The 21,931-nt window shown below is 60.6% G+C and carries 17 protein-coding genes; 3 read left to right on the top strand and 14 right to left on the bottom strand.

Translation table 11 applies throughout. The annotated features are described in order from the left end of the window. Position 1 precedes the first annotated feature (1 nt). The 3 genes from addB to trxA all read left to right on the top strand — a co-directional run bounded on the left by addB (position 2) and on the right by trxA (position 7,156). Positions 2–3,181: a double-strand break repair protein AddB gene (addB, locus tag QO002_RS01880; protein WP_307226138.1), complete on the top strand. Its 3,180-nt coding sequence runs from the start codon at positions 2–4 to the stop codon at positions 3,179–3,181. Further along, entirely contained in the window at positions 3,171–6,743 is a 3,573-nt protein-coding gene (gene addA, locus QO002_RS01875) for a double-strand break repair helicase AddA (RefSeq protein ID WP_442417761.1), read from the top strand. Before addB ends, addA begins: the two co-directional genes overlap by 11 nt. Before the next feature lie 89 nt (positions 6,744–6,832). Then, positions 6,833–7,156, top strand: coding sequence for a thioredoxin (trxA, locus tag QO002_RS01870; protein WP_307226136.1), 324 nt, complete (start codon positions 6,833–6,835; stop codon positions 7,154–7,156). A 72-nt stretch (positions 7,157–7,228) separates the two neighbouring features. On the opposite strand, the gene QO002_RS01865 is transcribed toward trxA, so the two are convergent. From QO002_RS01865 to QO002_RS01800, 14 genes are all read right to left on the bottom strand, one after another. Next, positions 7,229–8,572, bottom strand: coding sequence for a bifunctional folylpolyglutamate synthase/dihydrofolate synthase (locus tag QO002_RS01865; RefSeq protein WP_307226133.1), 1,344 nt, complete (start codon positions 8,570–8,572; stop codon positions 7,229–7,231). A 13-nt stretch (positions 8,573–8,585) separates the two neighbouring features. Continuing rightward, complete coding sequence (gene accD / locus QO002_RS01860; protein WP_307226131.1) at positions 8,586–9,497, bottom strand: acetyl-CoA carboxylase, carboxyltransferase subunit beta; 912 nt, start codon at positions 9,495–9,497, stop codon at positions 8,586–8,588. 122 nt (positions 9,498–9,619) lie between these two features. Beyond that, positions 9,620–10,459, bottom strand: a complete 840-nt coding sequence (trpA, locus tag QO002_RS01855) for a tryptophan synthase subunit alpha (RefSeq protein WP_307226129.1) — start codon at positions 10,457–10,459, stop codon at positions 9,620–9,622. 4 nt (positions 10,460–10,463) lie between these two features. Then, positions 10,464–11,684, bottom strand: coding sequence for a tryptophan synthase subunit beta (gene trpB / locus QO002_RS01850; RefSeq protein WP_307226127.1), 1,221 nt, complete (start codon positions 11,682–11,684; stop codon positions 10,464–10,466). Then, a complete protein-coding gene (locus tag QO002_RS01845; RefSeq protein ID WP_307226124.1) occupies positions 11,681–12,355 on the bottom strand; it encodes a phosphoribosylanthranilate isomerase in 675 nt (224 codons plus the stop codon). The genes trpB and QO002_RS01845 overlap by 4 nt, the downstream gene beginning before the upstream one ends. A 76-nt stretch (positions 12,356–12,431) precedes the next feature. After that, positions 12,432–13,190, bottom strand: coding sequence for a M48 family metallopeptidase (locus QO002_RS01840; RefSeq protein ID WP_307226123.1), 759 nt, complete (start codon positions 13,188–13,190; stop codon positions 12,432–12,434). A gap of 90 nt (positions 13,191–13,280) precedes the next feature. Further along, positions 13,281–13,709, bottom strand: coding sequence for a DUF2852 domain-containing protein (locus tag QO002_RS01835; RefSeq protein WP_307226121.1), 429 nt, complete (start codon positions 13,707–13,709; stop codon positions 13,281–13,283). Positions 13,710–13,854: 145 nt separating this feature from the next. Continuing rightward, on the bottom strand, positions 13,855–15,129 hold the full coding sequence (phaZ, locus tag QO002_RS01830) for a polyhydroxyalkanoate depolymerase (RefSeq protein ID WP_307226119.1): 1,275 nt from the start codon (positions 15,127–15,129) through the stop codon (positions 13,855–13,857). Positions 15,130–15,419: 290 nt separating this feature from the next. Then, positions 15,420–16,439: a zinc-binding alcohol dehydrogenase family protein gene (locus QO002_RS01825; RefSeq protein WP_307226118.1), complete on the bottom strand. Its 1,020-nt coding sequence runs from the start codon at positions 16,437–16,439 to the stop codon at positions 15,420–15,422. Positions 16,440–16,508: 69 nt separating this feature from the next. Continuing rightward, positions 16,509–17,483 (bottom strand): ABC transporter permease, encoded by a 975-nt coding sequence (locus QO002_RS01820; RefSeq protein ID WP_307226116.1) that lies wholly within the window; start codon positions 17,481–17,483, stop codon positions 16,509–16,511. 30 nt (positions 17,484–17,513) lie between these two features. After that, entirely contained in the window at positions 17,514–19,067 is a 1,554-nt protein-coding gene (locus QO002_RS01815; RefSeq protein WP_307226114.1) for a sugar ABC transporter ATP-binding protein, read from the bottom strand. 114 nt (positions 19,068–19,181) lie between these two features. Then, the gene (locus QO002_RS01810) at positions 19,182–20,168 is read right to left on the bottom strand and encodes an ABC transporter substrate-binding protein (RefSeq protein WP_307226112.1); all 987 of its coding nucleotides are present in this window, start codon (positions 20,166–20,168) and stop codon (positions 19,182–19,184) included. 266 nt (positions 20,169–20,434) lie between these two features. Continuing rightward, positions 20,435–20,881: an RbsD/FucU family protein gene (locus tag QO002_RS01805; RefSeq protein ID WP_307226110.1), complete on the bottom strand. Its 447-nt coding sequence runs from the start codon at positions 20,879–20,881 to the stop codon at positions 20,435–20,437. A gap of 27 nt (positions 20,882–20,908) precedes the next feature. Next, positions 20,909–21,928 (bottom strand): aldo/keto reductase, encoded by a 1,020-nt coding sequence (locus QO002_RS01800; RefSeq protein ID WP_307226108.1) that lies wholly within the window; start codon positions 21,926–21,928, stop codon positions 20,909–20,911. Between the last annotated feature and the right edge of the window lie 3 nt (positions 21,929–21,931).

The following is a 21,931-nucleotide window of genomic DNA, read 5'->3' as shown; positions in this document are numbered from 1 at the left end:
GATGGCGGGCGGCAATGTCTTCACCATTCCGCCTGGACGGCCGTTTCTGAAAACGCTCGTCCAGGCGCTGTGCGGCGGCGATCTTGTTGCCGGCTACAAATATGATCCGACCGACCCCCTGGCCCTTTCCGGCGTCACCATTTTCGTGCCGACACGACGCTCCGCCCGTGTCTTGCGCTCCGAGCTGGTCGATTATCTGGGAGGGCGCTCCGCTATCCTCCCGGTCATTCGTGCCCTTGGTGAAACTGACGACGATAGCGGCTTTTTCGATGCGGAAGTGCCGGCAATCCTCGATCTCGCACCGCCGCTTCCCGGAACTGCGCGACTGATCGAACTGGGGCGGCTCATTCTCGCCTGGCGTAACCAGTTGCCGAAGATCGTGCTCGATATTCATTCGGAAAGCCCGCTGATCGCGCCGGCAAGCCCGGCAGATGCCATCTGGCTTGCCCGCAATCTTGCCGACATCATCGATGCGATGGAAACGGAGGAGCTGGAATGGGAGGCGCTCGACCAGCTTCAGGATGCCGATCATGCTCTGTGGTGGCAGCTGACCCTCGAATTCCTGAAGATCGCCCGGACCTACTGGCCGGCTCGACTTGAGGAACTGCATCAATCCTCGCCGGCGCGTCATCGCAACGCGATCCTGGATGCGGAAACGCAGCGGATCGCTGCCGGCAAGGTGACGGGGCCGATCGTGATCGCCGGCTCGACGGGCTCCATCCCGGCGACCTCAGCGCTGATCGCCACCGTGCAGAAGCTGCCCAATGGCACCATTGTCCTGCCAGGTCTAGACCAGACCATGAGCGACGCCGAATGGAACCAGATCGCCCCCGATGCGGCGGTGGCGCGGCCTGATCCGTCCAGCCGCAGCCATCCACAATACGGCTTCTTTCGCCTCCTGAGGCGCATGGGCATCGATCGGAATGAGATACCAAGCCTGGCCAGCGCCGAGGACGACCTCACCTACCGCAGCGAGATCCTGTCCCACGCCCTGCTGCCGGTTCAGGCGACAAGCGTGTGGATGGAACGGCAACGCGAAACGGACACAGACCAATTGCTGCAGGCCTTTGCCGATGCGGCCCTGATCGAAACCGCCAACGAGCGTGAGGAGGCAACCGCGATTGCGATTGCATTGCGCCTCGCCCTTGAGGACGACGAAGACAGCCAGGCGGCCCTCATCACGCCGGACCGCGATCTTGCTCGGCGTGTTGCCGCCGAGCTTCTGCGGTTTGGCATCGAAGCGGACGATTCCGCCGGTACGCCCTTGTCAGCGACAGCGCCCGGAAGCGTAACGCGGCTGTTGCTCGAGGCGACCTTAAGACCCGGCGACCCTGTCGCCGTGGCCGCCTTGCTCAAACATCCGCTCACCCGCTTCGGTCTGCCGGTCGCGACGGTACGTCAGGCCACAAGTGTTCTGGAGCGGCTGGCATTTCGTGGGGGCACAGGAACCGTCGATCTGACAGAGCTGGAAGGGCTTCTCGACCAGGCAATAGCGCGCAGGGCAACCGATCGCCATTCCCCGGAATGGGCACGCGCCGTCACGGAGGAGGACATCGAGGTTGCCCGGCATTTTGCACGCGCGATCGCGCGTGCCGTGGAACCCCTGGCCAGCACCCTCGTTGGGCGCCATCGAAGCGGAAAGGGCCTTACGACAACGCTGACGCTTGCCGACTGGGCGAAAAAGACCGGCGAGGCGCTGGAAGCTGTCTGCATTGATGACAATCACAGCCTTGCCGCGCTCTGGTCCGGTGAAAGCGGGGAAGCCTTGGCGGCGCTGTTGCGGGGCATCATCGAGACGGAGGGACAGCTGAGTGCGGACGGGCCGCAATGGTGCGACGTCATGGAGGCGCTGATGGCCAGTGAGGCCATCAAGCCGCGCTCCATGCGCCATCCCCGCGTCTTCATCTTCGGAGCGATGGAATCACGCCTGCAGAGCGTCGATCTCGTCGTTCTCGGCGGGCTCAACGAAGGCACGTGGCCCGGCCAGACGGCCAACGATCCGTTTCTCTCGCGAACCATGAAGACATCCATGGGGCTGGAGCCCCCGGAACGGCGGATTGGCCAGCTCGCCCACGATTTCCAGATGGCCTGCGGCACGCGCAAGCTTGTCATGACGCGCGCCATGCGCAAGGGCGCGACACCAACCGTCGCCTCGCGCTGGCTGCAGCGACTGCTGGCTGTCGGCGGGAATGCGCTGTCAGCGCAGTTGCGTGCCAACGGGCGCGATTATGTCGCATGGGCCGGCATGTTGGATGAGGGTGTCGATCAGGATCTGGCAAAACGCCCGGAACCGAAGCCACCGGTTGAGCGGCAACCGCAAAGCTATTCCTTCAGTGAGGTTAGCCGGCTTCGCCGCGACCCTTACGCGATCTATGCCCGTCGCATTCTGCGCGTCCAGCCGCTTGATCCGTTCAATCGCGATCCCGGCGCCTCCGAGCGCGGCACGCTTTACCACAAGATCGTCGAACGCTTCGTGGCGGAAGATCTGGATTCGGCAAGCCCGCACGCTGCTAAAGTCATGGACCGCATTCTTAAGGAAGCCTTCGACGAACGGGCGCTTCCGCCGCATATCGATGTGGTCTGGCGACCGCGCTTTGCTGCTGTCGGCCGGGCCTTCATCGCCTGGGAGGCAAAGCGCAAAGGTGGGATCCGGCAATCTTTCCTGGAACTCTACGCAACAATGCCGCTCGGTGTCGGCGATATCAAGCTCACCGGCATTGCCGACCGGATCGATATCCAGACGAACGGCACCGCAACCATCATCGACTACAAGACGGGATCGAGCCCTTCCACCAAGGAAGCACGCACGCTGCTCGATCCGCAGCTCGCCCTGGAAGCGGCCGCCCTGAAGGCCGGCGCTTTCCCCAAGGCCGGGCGACAGACCGCACAGTCGCTGGTCTATGTGCGGCTGAAACCGGGCGAACGATTTGCCGAGGAAGAGGTCAACAACGAGAATTCAAAGAGCCGATCGGGCATCGAGACGAAATCCGCCGATCAGCTTGCGGAAGAATCGCTGCGGGAACTCGTCGGCCTGCTTCTGGCGCTGCGAAGCGGTAAACACGGATTTGCCTCGCGTGTGATTGTTCAGAAAGAGCGCGATTATGGCGGCGAGTACGATCACCTTGCCCGTGTCGCCGAATGGGCGACCGCCGAAGGCGAGGAGGATGGCAATGATGGATGACATGCCCGGCTCCGCCGATCTCTCCCCCACCGATCTCTCCCCAAAAGGTTGGCTCGACTGGACATCCGCCAAGCAGGCCCTGGCCTCCGATCCCGACCGTTCGGCCTGGGTGTCCGCAAATGCCGGATCGGGCAAGACGCATGTGCTGACGCAACGCGTCATCCGCCTGCTTCTCGCCGGCTGCCGCCCATCGGCAATTCTCTGCCTGACCTACACGAAGGCCGCGGCATCTGAAATGTCGAACCGTGTCTTCCAGCGGCTTGCGGAATGGGTGACGCTGGACGATGAGACGCTCGACGCCCGTATCGAAGCCATTGAGGGCGAAAAGCCTGATCTGATCAAGCGACAGGAGGCCCGCCGCCTCTTTGCGCGCGCGCTGGAAACACCTGGCGGCCTGAAGATCCAGACGATCCACGCCTTCTGCGAGGCGCTGCTGCATCAGTTTCCCCTGGAAGCCAATGTCGCCGGGCATTTTTCCGTACTCGACGACCGGGCCTCGGCGACGCTTCTGGCGGACGCCCGGCGGGCGCTGTTGACGGCAACGGCAAGCGAGGATGACCCGCAACTCACCCAGGCCTTCGCAACCGTTCTCGATCTCGCTGATGATACCGGCCTTGAAAAGCTGCTTTCGGCGATCGTCGCCAACCGGACGGCGCTTCAATCGTTTCTTTCGCAAGCGGAGGCGAGTGGCGGTATTGAACTGGAACTGCGGGAGGCGCTCGGGCTGGCAGCCAACGAGACGTCGGATGCATTGGTTGCCGGCATGTGGCCGCTTAGTGCCTTGAACGGAGTTTCGCTGGAACGCTATATCTCCGCGGCCGCGGCCTCTGGTGGCGCGAAAGTGCTCGAATTTGCGGATGGTCTGCGCAGCGCGTCACGGCTTTTCGAGCCATTGCAGCGTCTTGAACAGTTGCGTGGCTTGTTCTTTACCCAGGCCGGAAAGCCCAAGGCGGATTCCGCGTTCTTTTCGGCTGCCATGCGCAAAACGGTGCCGGATCTGGAAACGGTCGTTCTCAATGCGCGTGATCAGTTTGTTGCGCGTATCGACCGGCTCAATCTCATCGCGATGTTCGAGGCCACACTTGCGGCCCTGATCCTCGCCGACAGGCTCAATCGCGATTACGAAGATATCAAGAAAACCCGCAGCCAGCTTGATTTCGACGACCTCATCAACAGAACTGCCGCTCTGCTTTCGCGCAGCGATGTCGGCGCCTGGGTCCATTTCAAGCTCGATCAGGGCATCGACCATATCCTCGTCGATGAGGCACAGGATACCAGTCCGGTGCAATGGACGATCATCCAGTCGCTGGCCGAGGATTTCTTTTCCGGCGAGACAGCCCGTGGCAACCATCGCACCATGTTTGCCGTGGGCGATGAGAAGCAGTCGATCTATTCCTTCCAGGGCGCGAGACCTGAACGCTTCTCCGACGAAAGCATCGCGACGGAGCGGCGGGTGCGGGAAAGCGGAAGTACCTTCAGCCCCATCCGGCTCCAGCTTTCCTTCCGCTCGACCGAAGACGTGTTGTCGGCCGTCGATGCCGTGTTCGATAATCCGGCCCATGCGAAGGGTCTCAGCGCCCGCAGCGAGCCGGTTGTCCATGCTTCCAACCGCATCGGGCATCCCGGTGTCGTCGATGTCTGGGAAACGATCGCGCCGGTCGAAAGCATTCAGGACGAGGAATGGACGGCGGCCTTCGACGCCACGCCGGAGGATGCGCCGCCCAATATCCTCGCTCAGCGCATCGCCGCAACGCTTGCCGACTGGATCGGCCGGGAAACGATCGTCGAAAAAGGTGTTCCCCGCCCGATGCAGCCGGGCGACGTGATCGTCCTCGTTCGCAAGCGGGATGCCTTCGTCAATGCCCTGACGCGCGCGCTGAAAACCCGGCGCGATATTCCTGTCGCCGGTGCCGATCGGCTGGTTTTGACAAGCCATATCGCCGTGCAGGACCTGATGGCGTTCGGCCATTTCGTGCTTCTGCCCGAAGACGATCTTTCGCTTGCGGCAATCCTGAAAAGCCCGCTCTTCAACCTCTGCGAAGACGATGTTGCACGCGTGGCCGAACGGCCTTCCGGCGCCAGCGTCTGGCAATATCTGCAATCCCTCAGCGAACAGTCGCCTTTCCAGGCCGTCGTTCAGCGGCTTGAGCGTTACATCGCCCTTTCCCGCGAACTTCCGGTCTATGATTTCTATGCGCGGATTCTCGGTCAGGATGGTGGCCGCGCTGCCTTTCTCGGCAGGCTCGGCAGCGAGGTTGGCGATATCATCGATGAATTCCTGACCTTTGCGCTCGATCACGAAAAGAACGGCCTGCCCGGTCTCCAGAGTTTCGTTTCCGGTCTTGAGATGGAGGCCCCCACCGTCAAGCGCGAGCAGGACAAGGATCGCAACGAGGTGCGGATCATGACCGTGCACGCCGCCAAGGGGCTGGAGGCGCCCGTCGTGTTTCTTGTCGATGGCGGCGGTAAAGCCTTCAATACCCAGCACATATCCGGCCTGCGCACCATCCGCCCGGTCGTCGAAAGCCATGGCACGTCGAACGTTCCGGTCTGGCGTGCGCCGGGAACCGTCTCCAACAGCCTGATCGACGCGGATACGGAACGGTTGAAGCAGGCTGCCGAGGAGGAATATCGCCGGCTTCTTTACGTGGGCATGACCCGCGCCGCTGACAGGCTGGTGATCTGCGGTTATCAGGGCAAACGCGCCAACCCCGACAGCTGGCACGCGATGGTGAGCGCGAGCCTGTCGGCCGACCACAAAGGGCGAAGCACGCCGCAGATTTACCAGACTGGCGAGCAGGAGTGGTCAGGCTACCGCTGGCAAGTTTCGAAGACGGCGCAGCCCCTTGCAACCCAACTCCCGCAGGCGGACGTCGAACGACATATCCCCTCGGGCCCTCCCCCTGCCCTTTCCAAGCCCTTGCCGCCTCAACGCCGGCTGCCACGTCCTCTCAGCCCCTCAGGCGCCGGCGCGACGATCGAGGAGGACGCTGTACCTTCGAACGGATCGGCGCTGTTTTCTCCGAAAACCTTGCCGCAAACCTCATTGTTGCGCGGTGCGATCCTGCACCGTTTCCTGCAGATGCTGCCAGCGATGGCTCAGCACGAGCGGGAGATTGCCGCAAACCGGTATCTCGAAAGGTCGGTACCCGATTGGCCGGAGAATGAACGGCAGAAATTGACGCAGTCGGTGCTGCGCGTCATCGACGATGCCGGCCTGGAGCTGCTGTTTTCGCAGGGAAGCCGGGCGGAAGTCTCGATCATGGGGACCCTGACGCTCGGCAAACGGGAGCATGCCGTCTCAGGGCGCATCGATCGGCTTGCCGTTTCCGACGACACTGTTGTTATCGCCGACTTCAAGACGAACAGGGAGATTCCCAATTCGGCCGAAGACGTGCCCTTCGTCTACCGCGCGCAGCTCGCAATCTACCGGGCGATCCTGCAGCCGCTTTATCCGAACCACCGCTTCGAATGCGTTCTGATCTTCACGGAAGGGCCGGTATGCATCACGCTCAGCGAAGCAATGCTTGACCGGTGTCTTGTCGAGCTCGCGACAAAGTGAGATAGAAAATATTGAAAACCGGGCGTTCAGTCATCACATCAGGAACAACCGTTCAAAGAACGCCAGAATCGAAACTCAAGGAGCAGCCTATGGCTACCGTAAAAGTCGACACCTCGAATTTCCAGGATGAAGTGCTGAACGCCGCCGAGCCGGTGATCGTCGATTTCTGGGCCGAGTGGTGCGGCCCGTGCAAGATGATCGCGCCGAGCCTGGAAGAAATCTCCAACGAACTCGCCGGCAAGGTAAAGGTCGTCAAGCTCAACATCGACGAGAACCCGGAACTCGCCGCCCAGTATGGCGTGCGCTCGATCCCGACGCTCGCCATGTTCAAGGCCGGCGAAGTCGCCGACATCAAGGTTGGCGCCGCACCGAAGACGGCTTTGTCCTCGTGGATTTCGAACGCTACCGTCTGAGACCATTTCGTCTCGTCATCTCACGAAAAGCCTGGGAAACCGGGCTTTTTTCGTATCTGTAGCTCAGAATCTTCAGGCTGGAACGGTGCCGTTGTCCGCAAGCACATCGCCTACCAGATAAAGCGATCCACCGATCAGGATGCGCGGCACCTGTTGTCCAGTAGCGAAGATATCGCCGATTTCAGTCAACGCTTCGGAGACTGATGATGCGGGCGAGGTCTTGAAGCCGGCTGAGGCCGCGTCATCCGCAAGTGCAACCGCGTCGATGCCCGCATCGGAACCACGGATCGGCACCGTGAAAACATGTTCCGCCAAGCCCTTGAACGCGTTGAAATAGCCGACGGGATCCTTCGTGTTGATCATGCCGATGATCAGGAACAGCGGACGCGGATCGCGATCCTCCAGATTGGCCATGGTTTCGGCAATGACCTGTCCTGCGCCTGGATTGTGTCCGCCATCGACCCAGATTTCAGCGCCTTTCGGAGCAATTGCAGCAAGCCGCCCGTCTGTCAGCCTTTGCAGGCGGCCGGGCCACTCGACTGATGTCAGGCCTTTTTCGATTTCCATATCCGTTGGCGAAAAGCCGGCAGCCTTGACGGCGCGGATCGCGGCCGCGGAATTGGCATATTGATGGCGGCCCGGCAGGCGCGGCAGCGGAAGGTCAGCAAGACCATCCTCGTCCTGGTAGATCAGCCGGCCATATTCTTCATGCGCCATGAAATCCTGGCCGTAGACGGAAAGCGGGCAGCCCAGCCGCTCAGCGATGGAGACAAGCACGCTGCGCGCACCGTCCTCTTCCTGATGGCCGATCACCACCGGCCGGCCGCGTTTCATGATACCCGCCTTTTCCGCCGCAATCAGCTCAACCCGATCACCGAGATAGGCCTGATGATCCAGTGAAATGGGCATGATGACGGAAACGGCGGGCGAGGAAATGACATTGGTTGCATCGAAACGGCCACCAAGCCCGACCTCGATGATCACGACGTCGGCCGGGTGCTCTGAGAACAGGACGAAGGTGACGGCTGTGAGGATTTCGAAGACGGTGATCTTCTCGCCGGCATTGGCGTCCGCAACGCGGCGGATGGCGTCGGCCAGAACCGGATCGGACACCAGCTCGCCGCGCCCGCCCTTGCGGCCCAGCCGGTAGCGTTCATGCCAGTTGACAAGATGCGGCGAGGTATGGACGTGGACGCTGAGACCCGCGGCTTCCAGAATCGCTCGCGAAAAGGCGGTCACGGAACCCTTGCCGTTGGTGCCTGCCACATGGACGACCGGCGGCAGGCGATCCTGTGGATTTCCCAGCCTGTCGAGAAGCCGGGTGATGCGGTCGAGGGACAGGTCGAAACCCTTGGGATGGAGGGCGAGCAGTTTTTCGATTTCCTGCCCGGCCTCGCTGACGTCAACCGTCATCATGGTCGTCTTCCGATCAGGCGCTTGCAGCGATCGGCACGACGGCCACGCCGCTACCGTTCAGCTTGGCAGCATCGACCGGCTTTTTCATGAGGATTTTCAGGGTGCGGGCAAGCGTATCGGGAATATCATGGCGCTTGACGACCATATCGACCATGCCATGCTCCATCAGATATTCCGACGTCTGGAAACCTTCCGGCAGCTTCTCGCGGATCGTCTGCTCGATGACGCGCTTGCCGGCGAAGCAGATTTCCGCACCCGGCTCGGCAATATGAAGGTCGCCCAGCATCGCGTAGGATGCGGTGACGCCGCCCGTGGTCGGGTTGGTGAGGACGACGATATAGGGAAGACCGGCTTCCTTCAGCATCTGCACGGCAACCGTCGTGCGCGGCAGCTGCATCAGCGACAGGATACCTTCCTGCATGCGCGCACCGCCGGAAGCCGGGAAGATGACCAGCGGGCACTTTTCCGCAATCGCGCGTTCAAAGGCCTTGATGATCGCCTCACCCGCAGCAATGCCGAGCGAACCGCCCATGAAAGCGAACTCGTGAACCACACCAACAAGCTTTACACCCTTCATGCGGCCAATACCGGCAACAATCGTGTCTTCGAGATCGGTCTTGACGCGGCTGTCGCGCAACCGGTCGGTATATTTCTTCGAATCGCGGAACTTCAGCGGATCCTGCGCCACCTTCGGCTGGGCCAAGGCTTCGTAGACGCCGTCATCGAAGAGATCCTTCAAACGGGCCTTTGCCGGCATCTTCATGTGATAGCCGGATGCCGGGATAACCCATTTGTTCTCTTCGAGATCGCGGTGGAACACCATCTCGCCCGTTTCGGGGCACTTGATCCAGAGATTATCCGGAACCTCGCGGCGGCCGAGCATCGAGTTGATCTTCGGGCGGACGTAATTTGTGATCCAGTTCACTGCAAACTCCTGAATGGTTGCATCCGGCCCCTGCACTTATCCGCCGGGCCAGGGACGCATTTATTCACTTCATCCAGCGCATTCGCTGATCTTGACAGCGGAATGCCCCAGAATGTGGGCATTTATTCGGCCGCTGCAAGCCTTGAGCCGCGAACGCCTGCCGAAAGGCCACGAACAAGGGCCTCGACCCCCGGTACCGTTGCACCTGTCGACTGTCCGTCACCGGTCAGGCTGGACGCCACCTGATTGACGATCGCCGTACCGACAACGACCCCATCGGCGGACGCGCCGATTGCTCTGGCATGCTCCGCTGTCTTGACGCCGAAACCGACGCAGACAGGAAGGTTCGTATGGCTTTTGATCCGCTGTACCGCGCCGCCGATCAGCGACGGGTCCGGCAGCGCCGAGCCGGTGATGCCGTTCATCGAGACATAATAGACAAAACCCGAGGTGTTTTGGAGAACCTTGGGCAGCCGCTTGTCATCGGTAGTCGGCGTCGCCAGACGGATAAAGTTCAGGCCCTTGGCGAGTGCCGGCAGGCAGAGTTCATCGTCCATCTCCGGCGGCAGGTCAACGACGATCAAGCCATCGACGCCGGCTTCCAGCGCATCGACCACAAAGCGATCGACGCCGTGGATGTAGATCGGGTTGTAATACCCCATCAGAACGATAGGCGTGTCCTTGTCATCTGCGCGGAAGCGACGGGCAAGTTCCAATGTTTTTTCAAGCGTCTGCCCGGCCTTAAGGGCGCGCTGTCCAGCAAGCTGGATAGCAGGACCATCCGCCATGGGATCGGAAAAGGGCATGCCAAGCTCGATGACGTCGGAGCCAGCAGACGGCAGCGCCTTCATGATCGCCAGCGACGTTTCGAAGTCGGGATCGCCACCCATGAAATAGGTAACCAGGGCCGGCCGGCCCTCGGCCGCCAGATCGGCGAAGCGTTTGTCCATGCGTGCGGTCATGCTCCTACAGCCCCATACCCAGTATCTTGCCGACGGTGAAGATGTCCTTGTCGCCGCGGCCGGAGAGGTTCATCAGGATGATCTCGTCCTTGCCCATTTTCGGCGCGCGCTTGATCACTTCAGCGATCGCATGGCTCGGCTCAAGCGCTGGAATGATGCCTTCGAGGCGCGTCAGCATCTGGAAAGCTTCCAGCGCCTCGTGGTCCATGATCGGCACATATTCGACGCGGCCGACATCGTTCAGCCAGGAGTGCTCCGGACCGATGCCCGGATAGTCGAGACCGGCGGAGATCGAGTGGCCTTCCTTGATCTGGCCGTCACGATCCTGCAGCAGATAAGTGCGGTTGCCATGCAGCACGCCCGGCGAGCCGGCTGTGATCGAAGCGCAGTGCTCGTCACCCTCAAGGCCCTTGCCACCAGCTTCGACGCCGACGATCTTGACGCTCTCGTCATCGAGGAACGGATGGAAGATACCGATCGCGTTGGAGCCACCACCGACGGCAGCGATCACCAGATCAGGCAACCGGCCTTCGGCTTCGAGCATCTGGGCACGGGCTTCCTGGCCGATCACGGCCTGGAAATCGCGAACCATCTCGGGATACGGATGCGGGCCGGCGGCCGTGCCAATCAGATAATAGGTGTCGTCGACATTGGTGACCCAGTCGCGCAGCGCCTCGTTCATCGCGTCCTTGAGCGTGCCGCTGCCAGCCGTCACCGGCTTCACTTCGGCGCCGAGCAGTTTCATGCGGAAAACATTCGGTGCCTGGCGTTCAACGTCGGTGGCACCCATGTAGACCACGCAGGGCAGGCCGAAGCGGGCGGCGACAGTGGCCGAGGCAACGCCGTGCTGGCCGGCACCGGTCTCGGCGATGATCCGGGTCTTGCCCATGCGCTTGGCAAGCAAGATCTGGCCGATGCAATTGTTGATCTTGTGCGAGCCGGTGTGGTTCAGCTCTTCGCGCTTGAAATAGATCTTGGCGCCGCCGAGCTTGGCCGTCAGGCGTTCGGCAAAATAAAGCGGGCTCGGGCGGCCGATATAATGGGCGCCGAGATCCTTCAATTGGGCTTGAAATTCCGGATCGGTCTTCGCCTTGTTCCACTCATCCTGAAGATCGAGGATCAGCGGCATTAGCGTTTCGGCAACGAAACGCCCACCGAAGATGCCAAAGCGGCCGTCTTCGTCAGGCCCTGCCTTGAAGGAGTTCAATTTTGGCGTCTGATTCACGTCCCGCTCCCTGGCGCTATCCTCTGCAACGGCCCGCGGGCCACCGCCTCGAAAAATTCCTGCATGCGCTTCAGGTCCTTGACCCCGGGTGCGCTTTCCACCCCGGAGGAGGTATCGACAGCCTGCGCACCTGTCAGCGCAAGGGCTTCACCGATATTCTCCGCATTCAATCCACCGGAAAGCATGTAATCGACGCTTTCGTCAAGCGCACCAAGCAACTGCCAATCGAAAGAGACGCCATTGCCGCCGGGCAACTCCGATCCCTTGGGTGGCTTCGCATCAAAAAGGAAACGGTCGGCAATGCCGATATAGGGCTCGATCCTCTTCAGATCGTCAGCATCACGGATCGATAACGCCTTGATCACCGGCAGCCCATAGACCGCCTTGACGTTCAGGACCCGCTCGGGGCTCTCGCTACCGTGCAATTGTAGCATATCGGGCGAGAGTGCCGATACGATTTCATCGAGAAAGTCGTTATCGGCATCAACCGTGACGGCCACGATCTTCGCCTTGCCGCGCGCGTGCTCTGCAAGGCGTCCAGCATCGTCAGGTTCGATGTTGCGGGGACTTTTTTCAAAGAAGATGAAGCCGGTATGGGTGGCACCCAATTCGACTGCGCGCTCGACGGCCCCGACCGTCTTCAAACCACAAATTTTTACTTCCGTCGTCATAGCAGGGGACGTCGCATGAAAAGTTGCGTGAGTCGAGCCAAAAAGTGCCTGAATGCCCGTATTCAGGGCTTTGCGCTCAATCGAAATCGATTGCGTGGAGCATCGTGCCGTTGCGCTTCAGCCATCGGCGGGCATCTGACGTTGCGGGGCATAACTCTTCGCAAAGCGCCCAGAAATCCGGCCCATGGTTCATCTCGCGCAGGTGGGCAACCTCGTGGGCGGCGAGGTAGTCGATCACCTTCGGCGGCGCCATGACGATGCGCCAGGAAAAACTCAAGGCGCCATCGGCAGCGCAGGAACCCCAGCGGCTGCGCGTATCCTTGAAGCTGATCGACTTCACCTTGCGCCCGACGATACGGGCGTGGATACCGACCAGGTGTTCCAGATCCTTGCGCGCTTCCTTTTTCAGAAAATCGGCAATGCGGCGGCGCAGATGCTCCGGCCCACCGCTGACCCGCAGGACGGCGTCTTCGCCGACCATGACCATCTCCGTCAAGCCGCGAAGCTTTCCGGTGCGCTCGATACGGTGAGCAATGCCGCGAATGAGGATTGTGCCGCCCTCCTCCAGGACGCTTTCACCGGAAAAACGGGCAAGCTTGGTCATCAGCCAGGCCTGGTGACGGTCGAGAAAGGCTTTGATTTCGCGCTCGGGAAGGCCGGTCGGGATCGTCATCTTGAGCTCACGGCCACCGGGCTCGATCCTGAGCGTCATGCGGGTGGCGCGCGCATTCTGTCGGATGGTCAGCGGCATCGGCCGACCGGCGACGTCGATCATGCGCGTCGTCGGCTGCGGGCTTTTCTTGACCCCGGATGTCTTGCGAAGCAGGGAAAACATGAAATCCGTGATAACCGATTCGGCAGGTTTGCGCATGGGCAATTGAAAAGCCGGCGCCTCATGGAAGCGCCGGCTTTCAGGTTTTTGTCCTCAATGGGCGGGAAAGCCCGGCACCGAACCCGGTCCACCGGAATTGCGTTCGCGCATGAAGCGGTCGAACTCTTCCTGATCCTTGGCCCGGCGCAACTCGCGGACATATTCGTCAAACTGCTCACGCATTTCATCGAGCTTGCGGCGTTCCTCGTCGAGGCGGGTCAGCTCGGCGTCGCGCCAATCGTCGAAAGCGACGTTGCCGGTGCGGAACTGCGGACGGCAATAGCCACGGCCACCACGCTTGAACGAAGAAAACACGCCGTCCACCGTGGAATTGGCATCCTTCTTGAACGATTTCAGCCGTTCACCGAAGAGGATATAGGCAAGCATGGCCAGACCGAGTGGCCAGAAGACCACGAAGCCAAGCACCATCAGCGCAATGGTTGCGGGAGTCCAGTCCGGACGGATCAATGCGGATTGATTCATGTTCAGAAGTCCTCACTCAAAAGTAGGCCCCCTGTGGGCCTGCTCTTTACGATGTGGGAACAGCCGAACCCTGCCGCAAGCCAGGTGCTTGCAAAATCGAACAAGCACCTGATCGACATGTCTAAAATCGGAAAAGGCGCGTTCTTCAGCCCGGCTTCCCACCCTTGATCACACGGCCGACTGGCTTTGCCCGGCGCGAATGCTGTCGCTGGAAGGCAACGATGCGCGGCGCGATCTCGCGGCGGAACCGCGAGCCGTTGAAAACACCGTAGTGGCCAACATCCGGCTGCATGTAATGCATGCGCATGTCTTCGGGGATATTGGTGCAGATCGTCTGCGCCGCCTTGGTCTGGCCGACGCCGGAAATATCGTCGTTTTCGCCTTCCACCGTCAGCAGGGCGACCTTGCGGATCGCCGTAGTATCGACGCGCTGGTTGCGATGCATCATCTCGCCCTTCGGCAGAGCATGGCGCATGAACACGACTTCGACCGTCTGCAGGTAGAATTCTGCCGTCAGATCCATGACGGCCATGTATTCATCGTAGAAGTCGCGATGCTTCTCGGCGGCGTCACCATCGTTCTTCACCAGATGCTCGAAGAAATCCTTGGTCGCCGTGAGGTGACGGTCGAGGTTCATCGACATGAAGCCGGAAAGCTGCAGGAAGCCCGGATAGACCGGCCGCAGGAAGCCGGGCTGCGGGAAAGGCACCTGCATGACCACGTTGTCCTGGAACCATTTGATCGGCTTGTCCTTGGCCAGCTGATTGACAGCCGTCGGGTTGATGCGCGTATCGATCGGTCCACCCATCAGCGTCATGGATGCCGGCGACAGGGGATCGTCATTGCCTTCCATGACGGCGACGGCGGCAAGCACCGGAACGGCCGGCTGACAGACGGCGATGACGTGCGTATCGCCTCCGAGGAAATGCAGCATGTCGATGACGTAATCGATGTAATCATCGAGATCGAACGTACCCTCGGTCAACGGCACCATGCGCGCGTCGATCCAGTCGGTGATGTAGATATCCGAATGGGGCAGCAGCGCCTCGACCGTGCCGCGCAGCAGCGTGGCGTAGTGGCCCGACATCGGGGCAACAATCAGAACCTTGGGGTCGGAGCTTCGACCTTTGGGTAGCGCCCGCTCGAAATGAATGAGATTGCAGAAGGGCTGGCGCCAGACGATCTTTTCACGCACCTGCACAGTCTGCTCGTCGACCACCGTCTCCGGAAGACCGAACTCAGGCTTGCCATAACGACGGGTCATGCGCTCGAAGACTTCGAGGCCGGCCGCGGCCGCTCGACCGAAATAAGTATGGGAAATCGGATTGAGCGGATTGGCGTAGGCAAGGCGCATGGCGTCCGCCGTAGCGCGCCAGGGCGCCATCATCGCATGGTTGAGTTCATAAAGCTGGTAAAACAACGGAACACACTCCTGTTACCGCGACCGATCGGGCTGCGCTGCCACCAAAGGGGGCAGCGTCCGATCCTTGTTCATCGACAGGCACGTCGAGCCTAGCATCTTTTGTGCAACGCAACAATTGCTCTCCGGCAAGTCTTTGACCTCTGCTGGTCACGAGACAGCAGAGTTTCACCGATCCTTTTACAATCCATGAAGTTGCTTGCCCAAAACTCGCGGAGCAGACTGGAATCCCTGCGATTGACAGCTGTCAAGAATCCCCGTCGCCTCACAGTAATCCCCGCGCTAGCGCGTCACGGCGCGATTTCGATCACGGCCTTGACGAGACCGGTCTTCTCCCTGGCCCAGCGCGGCAAGTCATCGACGACACGATCAAGGGTTGTGCGGTGGGTGATAAGGGCATCAACGGGCACATGTCCGGAACGGATCGCATCCGCCACGTGAACGAAGTCTTCCTTCGTCGCGTTCCGGCTGCCGACCAGCATCATCTCTCTCTTGTGAAACTCGGGATCGGAGAAGCGGATGTCATCCTTGACGACGCTGACGAACACAAGGCAGCCACCATGGGCGACATAGGCAAAAGAGCGCTCCATCGAACCGGCATAGCCTGTGGCATCAAAAACGACATCGAAACCATCGCCCTGGGTTACCGCCGTGACGGCTTCTGCTGCCCTGTCGTCAGCAAGAATGCCTTTTTCGAAGCCGAAGGCGCTTGCGGCCATGGCAAGTCTCTCGCCGCTTGTGTCCATGAGCGCCACGTCATGTCCGGCAATTTTTGAAAAAATGGCCGTGCCGAGACCGATCGGACCTGCACCGATGACGAGCGCTCGCGACCCTTTGGGTGCGCATGAACGTCGCACGGCATGAGCACCGATCGCCAGAAACTCAACTGTTGCAGCCGCAGCCGGCGACAGGCCGTCAGCCGGGTAAAGATTTTCTTCCGGGACCAGGATTTCCTCGCATTGGGCGCCATCAGTGTGGACCCCGAGAACGCGGATATTGGTACAGCAGTTCTGCTTTCCCTTCCGGCATGCGCCGCAATCGCCGCAGGCAATATAAGGATTGACGATGACGAGGTTGCCTTGTTCGAGCGAAACCCCCTCTCCAGGCTCAGTAACCCGCGCGGAAATCTCGTGCCCCATGATTCGCGGATATTGCAGGAAGGGATGCTTGCCCTCGTAGATGTGGTAGTCGGTGCCACAGATACCGACATGGCTGACGGCGAGGCGAACCCAGCCGGCCGGCACCGCGCCGGGCGCCGGGACATCGGCAAGGACAAGCTGCCCCGGCTCGTTACATAGGACCGCTTTCATGGCATTCCTCGGTTTTCAGCCGCCTGCGGCATGGGCCTGTCCGAAGCGCAGACAGACCAGATTCTGGTTTCAGCGTGAGCCGCGGCGGCGTAGCTGGTCGAAGTAGACGATGATGATGATCAGCAGACCGGTGATGATGCGCTGCCAGAACGAGTTGACGTTCAGGAGATTGGCGCCGTTGTTGATCGTCGCAAGGATGAAGGCGCCGATCAGTGGTCCGTGGATCGAGCCGACCGCGCCGAAGAGGCTGGTACCGCCGATCACGGTGGAGGCAATCGCCTGCAGCTCCCAGCCTTCAGCCTGCGTTGCATTACCGATTCCGATGCGGGACGCCAGCAGTACGCCGACGAACGCGGCACAGGTCGCCGACAGGATATAGGCCATGTAGATGGTGCGGTTGACATTGACGCCCGAGAGGCGCGCGGCCTCGCGGTTGGAGCCGACGGCAAAGAGATAGCGACCCCAGCGGCTGAGATGCAGGAAGATGTAGGCCGGCACCGCCACCAAGATGACCATCCAGAACAGGCTGGGAATACCGAGGAAATCGGCGCGGGAAAAATTGGTGAAGGCCTCGTTGGTGATCGAGATCGTCGAGCCATTGGTGAGCAGCAGACCGATGCCACGCAGAGAGGTCAGTGTGGCGAGCGTGATGATGAAGGGCGGCAGGCCCATGCGGACGATACCGAAACCATGGAACACGCCGATCGCCACACCCATGAGCAGTGTCAACGCGATCGCCGGCCAGAGGGGCACGCCGGCCTGCAGCAGCCAGGCGAGGATGACGCTGGAGAAACCGACGATTGCGCCCACGGAAAGGTCGATGCCGGCGGTGATGATGACGAAGGTCTGACCGACGGCGAGGATCGCGGTCATCGCCCCCTGGCGCAGCAGGTTCGAGATGTTGAGCGGTGTCCAGAAGCTTGCCGTTCCAAGCCCGAGCGCAATCCACAGGAAGAGAAGAAGGCCGATCAGCGTCAGGCTGAAGAGGACGTTCATCCCGCGCCGGGGCGCGACCGCGACCGTATCGGATGGAGTGATAGCCATTTAGATGTTCTCCCTCTTCATTCTTATTGCTTAGACGCCGATCGCTTCAGCGAGCACGTCTTCATGGGATGCGGCGTGGAAATCATGGCTGCCGACCAGCTGGCCGCGGCGGAAGACATGCAGACGATCGGCAAGTTCGTAGACTTCCGGCAGGTAGGAGGAGATCAGGATGATGCCCGCACCCCCCTTCAGCAGCGTGGCGAACAGCCGATAGATTTCCGCCTTGGTGCCGACATCCACGCCGACCGTCGGCTCATCGAAGATGAAAAGTCGCGCGCCGTGGCTCAGCCATTTGCCGATGACGACCTTTTGCTGGTTTCCGCCCGACATGCTGGAGACCAGCACCCGCCTGCTGGGCGTCTTGATGCTGAGATCGCGGATCTGCTTGTCGGCATTGGCTGCCTCGTCCTTGCGGCTGATGACGGGGCCTCGACTGAGGCGCTTGAACACTGGCAAATTGATATTGAGGCCGATGGGCAGATTGAGGCAAAGGCCCTGATCGCGGCGGCTTTCCGGCGCGAGGGCAATGCCGAGGTCCATGGCCGCGCGCTCGTCCCTGATATCGACCTTCTTGCCCATCCAGTGGATTTCGCCTGATGTCGTCGAATGGCGGCCATAGAGGCCGAGCGCAAATTCGCTGCGGCCGGCGCCGATCAGCCCGTAGAGCCCGACGATCTCGCCGGCGCGAACGGACAACGACACATTCTCGAAGCCGGGACCGCTTAAACCCCGCGCCTCGAGGATGGTCTCGCCAAGCGGAATTTCTTCCTTGTGGTAGATTTGCTCGATGGAGCGATTGATCATCAGGGCGATCAACTCGTTTTCATTGGTCTCGCCCACAAGGCGCGTGCCGACATGGGTGCCGTCGCGCAGGACGGACACGCGGTCGGCCAGTTCGAAGACCTCTTCCATACGATGGCTGATATAGACGATGGTCACGCCCTCGCCCTGAAGGCGGCGGATGAGCTTGAACAGCTGCGCGGATTCCTGACGGGTGAGATAGGCGGTCGGCTCGTCGAAGATCAGGAATTGCGTGCCGCGCATGGCGGCGCGGGCGGTGGCGACCAGCTGCTGCTGGCCGATGGTGAGTGAACTCAAAACCGCCGCGGCCGGCAAATGGAAACCGAGATCGTCAAGAACGGCCTGGGCCATCTTCTCCATCTGCCGCTTGCGCATCAGACCGTTGCGGTTGATCTCGTCACCGAGAAAAAGATTGGCGGCGACGCTCAAATGAGGGCAAAGCACCACTTCCTGATGTACGGCATTGATGCCGCGCGCGATCGCCTCGTTCGGAGTCGCCAGCGCGACGGAGTTGCCGCACCAGAGGATTTCGCCGGCCGTGCGGGTGATGACGCCGGTCAGGAGCTTGATGAGGGTTGATTTTCCGGCGCCGTTTTCGCCGACGATGGCGTGGATCTCGCCGGCCAGGAAGGTGACCGTCGCCGGCTTCAGCGCCTGCACGTAACCGTAATTCTTCTGAAGCCCCTTGAGTTCGAGGATCGGCGAACCCGGCGGAACGCGATTTGCCTCGGCCAATACCGGACTGTCGTCGTGCCGATGCGCAACCTGTTCCAAGCTCGTCATGAACGCTGCCTCCCTATGACGAAACCGCGGTCTCCTCCGCTGTTTCGCGAGCCCGCCTAAGCAGGCCGTCAACAAAGAAAGCCGCGCCGGATCAAACCGGCGCGGCGATCATTTTCAGATCTTCGGGTTGAGGAGCGCGTCGATCTTCGGCTCGCTCATATTCGCCTTGGTGACGAGGTTTGCGCCCGTATCGACATTGGCCTCGACCTTTTGGCCCTTGGAAACGGCAAGGGCGGTCTTCACGCCGTCATAACCCATGCGATAGGGATCCTGCACGACGAGGCCAGCGAGCGCGCCGTCCTTTAGGAAAGACACCGTCTTTTCATCGCTGTCGAAGCCGATGACCTTGATCTTGTCGCCAAGCTTGTTTTCCGAGATCGCCTGGCCAACGCCCTGAGCCATGATCAGGTTCGACGCGAAGACGCCGACAAGGTTCGGGTTGGCGGTGATCAGGTCGGTCATCATGTTGAGACCGGTAGTAGCCTGACCGTCGGCGTACTTGTCGGCGATGAGCTTGAGGCCCGGATACTTGGTCTTGATCTGATCGAGGAAGCCTTCGCGGCGCTGCTCAAGCGAACCGGCACCCGGCAGGCTGGTGATGAGAGCAACTTCGCCCTCTTCCTTGCCGGTCGCTTCCTTGATCGCAGCCGCCAAGCCATCAGCGGCAATACGGCCGCCCTGGACGTTGTCGGTGGTAAGGAACGAGCTGAAGGCCTTGGAATCAGCGCCGGAGTCGATGCCGATCACCGGAACGGACTTGGCAGCTTCATCGATCGGCTGGCCGAGCGCCTTGGCTTCGGTCGGCGAGATGACAACGGCAGCCGGCTTGCCAGCGACGGCGTTTTCCAGAATGCTGATCTGGCCGTTGACGTCGGATTCCGACTGGGCGCCCAGCTCCGGAACGTTGACGCCGAGATCCTTGCCGGCCGCGCGGGCGCCAGCCAGAACGATCTGCCAGTAGAAGGACGTCGTGTCCTTGACGATGATCGGAATGGTAACGTCCTGCGCAAAGGATGCAGCGGGCATCATCGTTGCAAGGACGGCTGCGCCGGCCAAGCTCGTGAAGGCGCGGCGCGACAGGATATGCTTCATGATCGTCATGTGTTGTTCTCCTCCAAAGCGCCCTCAAGTCAGCTGTCCTTCGATCGGGCCACCAGGCGCACATGATCCGATTTTATCGATAGAACATCAGAGTGGCCGCAATGCCCTAACCTCCAGGACATCGCTTGTGCCGTCGATCGAAGTTCTCCTCTCTCCGATCGCCCCGCAAGCGAGGCTATATCAGCTGATCCGAAAAGCAACAGAAAAATGGTAGATTTGTTCTATTTTTCTGAGCATCGGAATTTTTAATCCAATAACTCTCCCTCTCAGGGTTTGTAGAGCTCCTCGGGAAGCACGACACCCTTCTTCAAAATGATGTTGCCGTAGAGCCTGAACTCGGTCGTGGCGACGATATAGGCCGCCTTGCGGGAACGCTCATAGAAGGCAAAACGCTCGATCGGGACGACCTTGAAATCGCCCGCCAGTTTGTGGACGAGTTTCTGGAACGCCACACAGACTTCCGGCTCCGCCGTCGGGTCGCCGACCACTTCCATGCGCCAGGCCGTCTCGTCGACAAAGGTATCCAGCGGCATATGAGCAAGCACCGCCTCGGTTATGGACAGCGCATCCACACCATCGGCGCGCACGACCTTTGGGCCCATGGTGCTTGCCGGAAAATTTGCATCCGCAATGACGATTTCGTCACCATGCCCCATGGTGCGGATCGCGTGCAGCAATTCCGGCCCGAGCAAGGGGTGAATTCCCTTCAGCATTCAGTTCATCCTTCCTTGTCTCGTCGGTCATACGCGAACAGCATTCTCACCCAATGCGGGCGCGACGAGGGTGTAATTACTATAAGTCGCAAGATCATCCGAGCTGATCTTGGCCTTCGTTAGTTCCATGTTGCGGACGAGGCTTGAAGGTTTTGCGGTTCCAAGCAGAACCGAGGCCACAGCGGGATGATCCAGGGCAAACTGGATTGCAGGGGCCGCAAGAGGCAACCCTTGCAACTGTGCGACCGCTTCCATAGCCGCAACTTTCTCCAGGACATCTGCCGCGGCCGGCATGTAATCGAAATGTGAGCCGGCAACCGGTCCCGTCGCAAGGATTCCGGAATTGAAAACGCCGCCCACGACAACAGAGGTCTTTTTTTCCTCGCAAAGCGGCAGGAGTTCGGCCACTGCGGATCGATCCAGCAAGGTATAGCGGCCAGCGAGCAAGATGCAGTCGATATCGGCTTGGCGCATGACATCGAGGCAAACAGGAACTTCATTTACACCCAGCCCGTAGGCCGAGATGACCCCACTCGATTTCAATTCGTCCAGAGCCTTCAGCCCCGAATCGAGAAGCTGGCCAAGGAGGACGGCGTTGCGGGCGGCACCGTGGGTATAGGCGCCGATATCGTGCACATAGAGAATATCGATGCGGTTGAGACCAAGCCGCGCATAGCTGAACTCGACAGAACGCATGATCGCGTCGTAGCTGTAGTCATAGGTCACGTCGAAGGAGAGCGGATCGACATACGAATAATCCGGCACTGCATTGTCGGGCACCGGGTGCAAGAGCCGGCCGACCTTGGTTGAGAGCACGAAGCTGTCGCGCGGCTTGTCGCGCAGAAAGTCTCCCGTCCGTCGCTCGGCCAGACCCAGTCCGTAGTAGGGCGCGGTATCGAAATAGCGGAGGCCGGCATCCCAGGCAGCCTGAAGCGTCTCCATGGCGCTTTCGCGGGGGCAGGTCCGGTAAAGCCCGCCCAGTGCCGCCGTGCCGAAGCTGTATTCGGTAACATGGAGCCCGGTCTTGCCGATCTGTCTCGTTTTCATATT

Source organism: Pararhizobium capsulatum DSM 1112, assembly GCF_030814475.1.
Lineage (GTDB): Bacteria > Pseudomonadota > Alphaproteobacteria > Rhizobiales > Rhizobiaceae > Pararhizobium > Pararhizobium capsulatum.
The sequence above is the reverse complement of the archived record's forward strand: the minus strand, read 5'-3'. Positions and strand labels throughout refer to the sequence as shown.

Excerpts from the sequence above, each read along its gene's own strand:
- trxA (WP_307226136.1), top strand. The coding sequence starts at position 6,833 with ATGGCTACCGTAAAAGTCGACACCTCGAATTTCCAGGATGAAGTGCTG.
- QO002_RS01825 (WP_307226118.1), bottom strand. The coding sequence starts at position 16,439 with ATGAAAGCGGTCCTATGTAACGAGCCGGGGCAGCTTGTCCTTGCCGAT.
- QO002_RS01840 (WP_307226123.1), bottom strand. The coding sequence starts at position 13,190 with ATGTTTTCCCTGCTTCGCAAGACATCCGGGGTCAAGAAAAGCCCGCAG.
- QO002_RS01800 (WP_307226108.1), bottom strand. The coding sequence starts at position 21,928 with ATGAAAACGAGACAGATCGGCAAGACCGGGCTCCATGTTACCGAATAC.
- QO002_RS01815 (WP_307226114.1), bottom strand. The coding sequence starts at position 19,067 with ATGACGAGCTTGGAACAGGTTGCGCATCGGCACGACGACAGTCCGGTA.
- addA (WP_442417761.1), top strand. The coding sequence starts at position 3,171 with ATGATGGATGACATGCCCGGCTCCGCCGATCTCTCCCCCACCGATCTC.
- QO002_RS01865 (WP_307226133.1), bottom strand. The coding sequence starts at position 8,572 with ATGATGACGGTTGACGTCAGCGAGGCCGGGCAGGAAATCGAAAAACTG.
- QO002_RS01805 (WP_307226110.1), bottom strand. The coding sequence starts at position 20,881 with ATGCTGAAGGGAATTCACCCCTTGCTCGGGCCGGAATTGCTGCACGCG.
- QO002_RS01835 (WP_307226121.1), bottom strand. The coding sequence starts at position 13,709 with ATGAATCAATCCGCATTGATCCGTCCGGACTGGACTCCCGCAACCATT.
- QO002_RS01845 (WP_307226124.1), bottom strand. The coding sequence starts at position 12,355 with ATGACGACGGAAGTAAAAATTTGTGGTTTGAAGACGGTCGGGGCCGTC.
- QO002_RS01810 (WP_307226112.1), bottom strand. The coding sequence starts at position 20,168 with ATGACGATCATGAAGCATATCCTGTCGCGCCGCGCCTTCACGAGCTTG.
- trpA (WP_307226129.1), bottom strand. The coding sequence starts at position 10,459 with ATGACCGCACGCATGGACAAACGCTTCGCCGATCTGGCGGCCGAGGGC.
- QO002_RS01820 (WP_307226116.1), bottom strand. The coding sequence starts at position 17,483 with ATGGCTATCACTCCATCCGATACGGTCGCGGTCGCGCCCCGGCGCGGG.
- addB (WP_307226138.1), top strand. The coding sequence starts at position 2 with ATGGCGGGCGGCAATGTCTTCACCATTCCGCCTGGACGGCCGTTTCTG.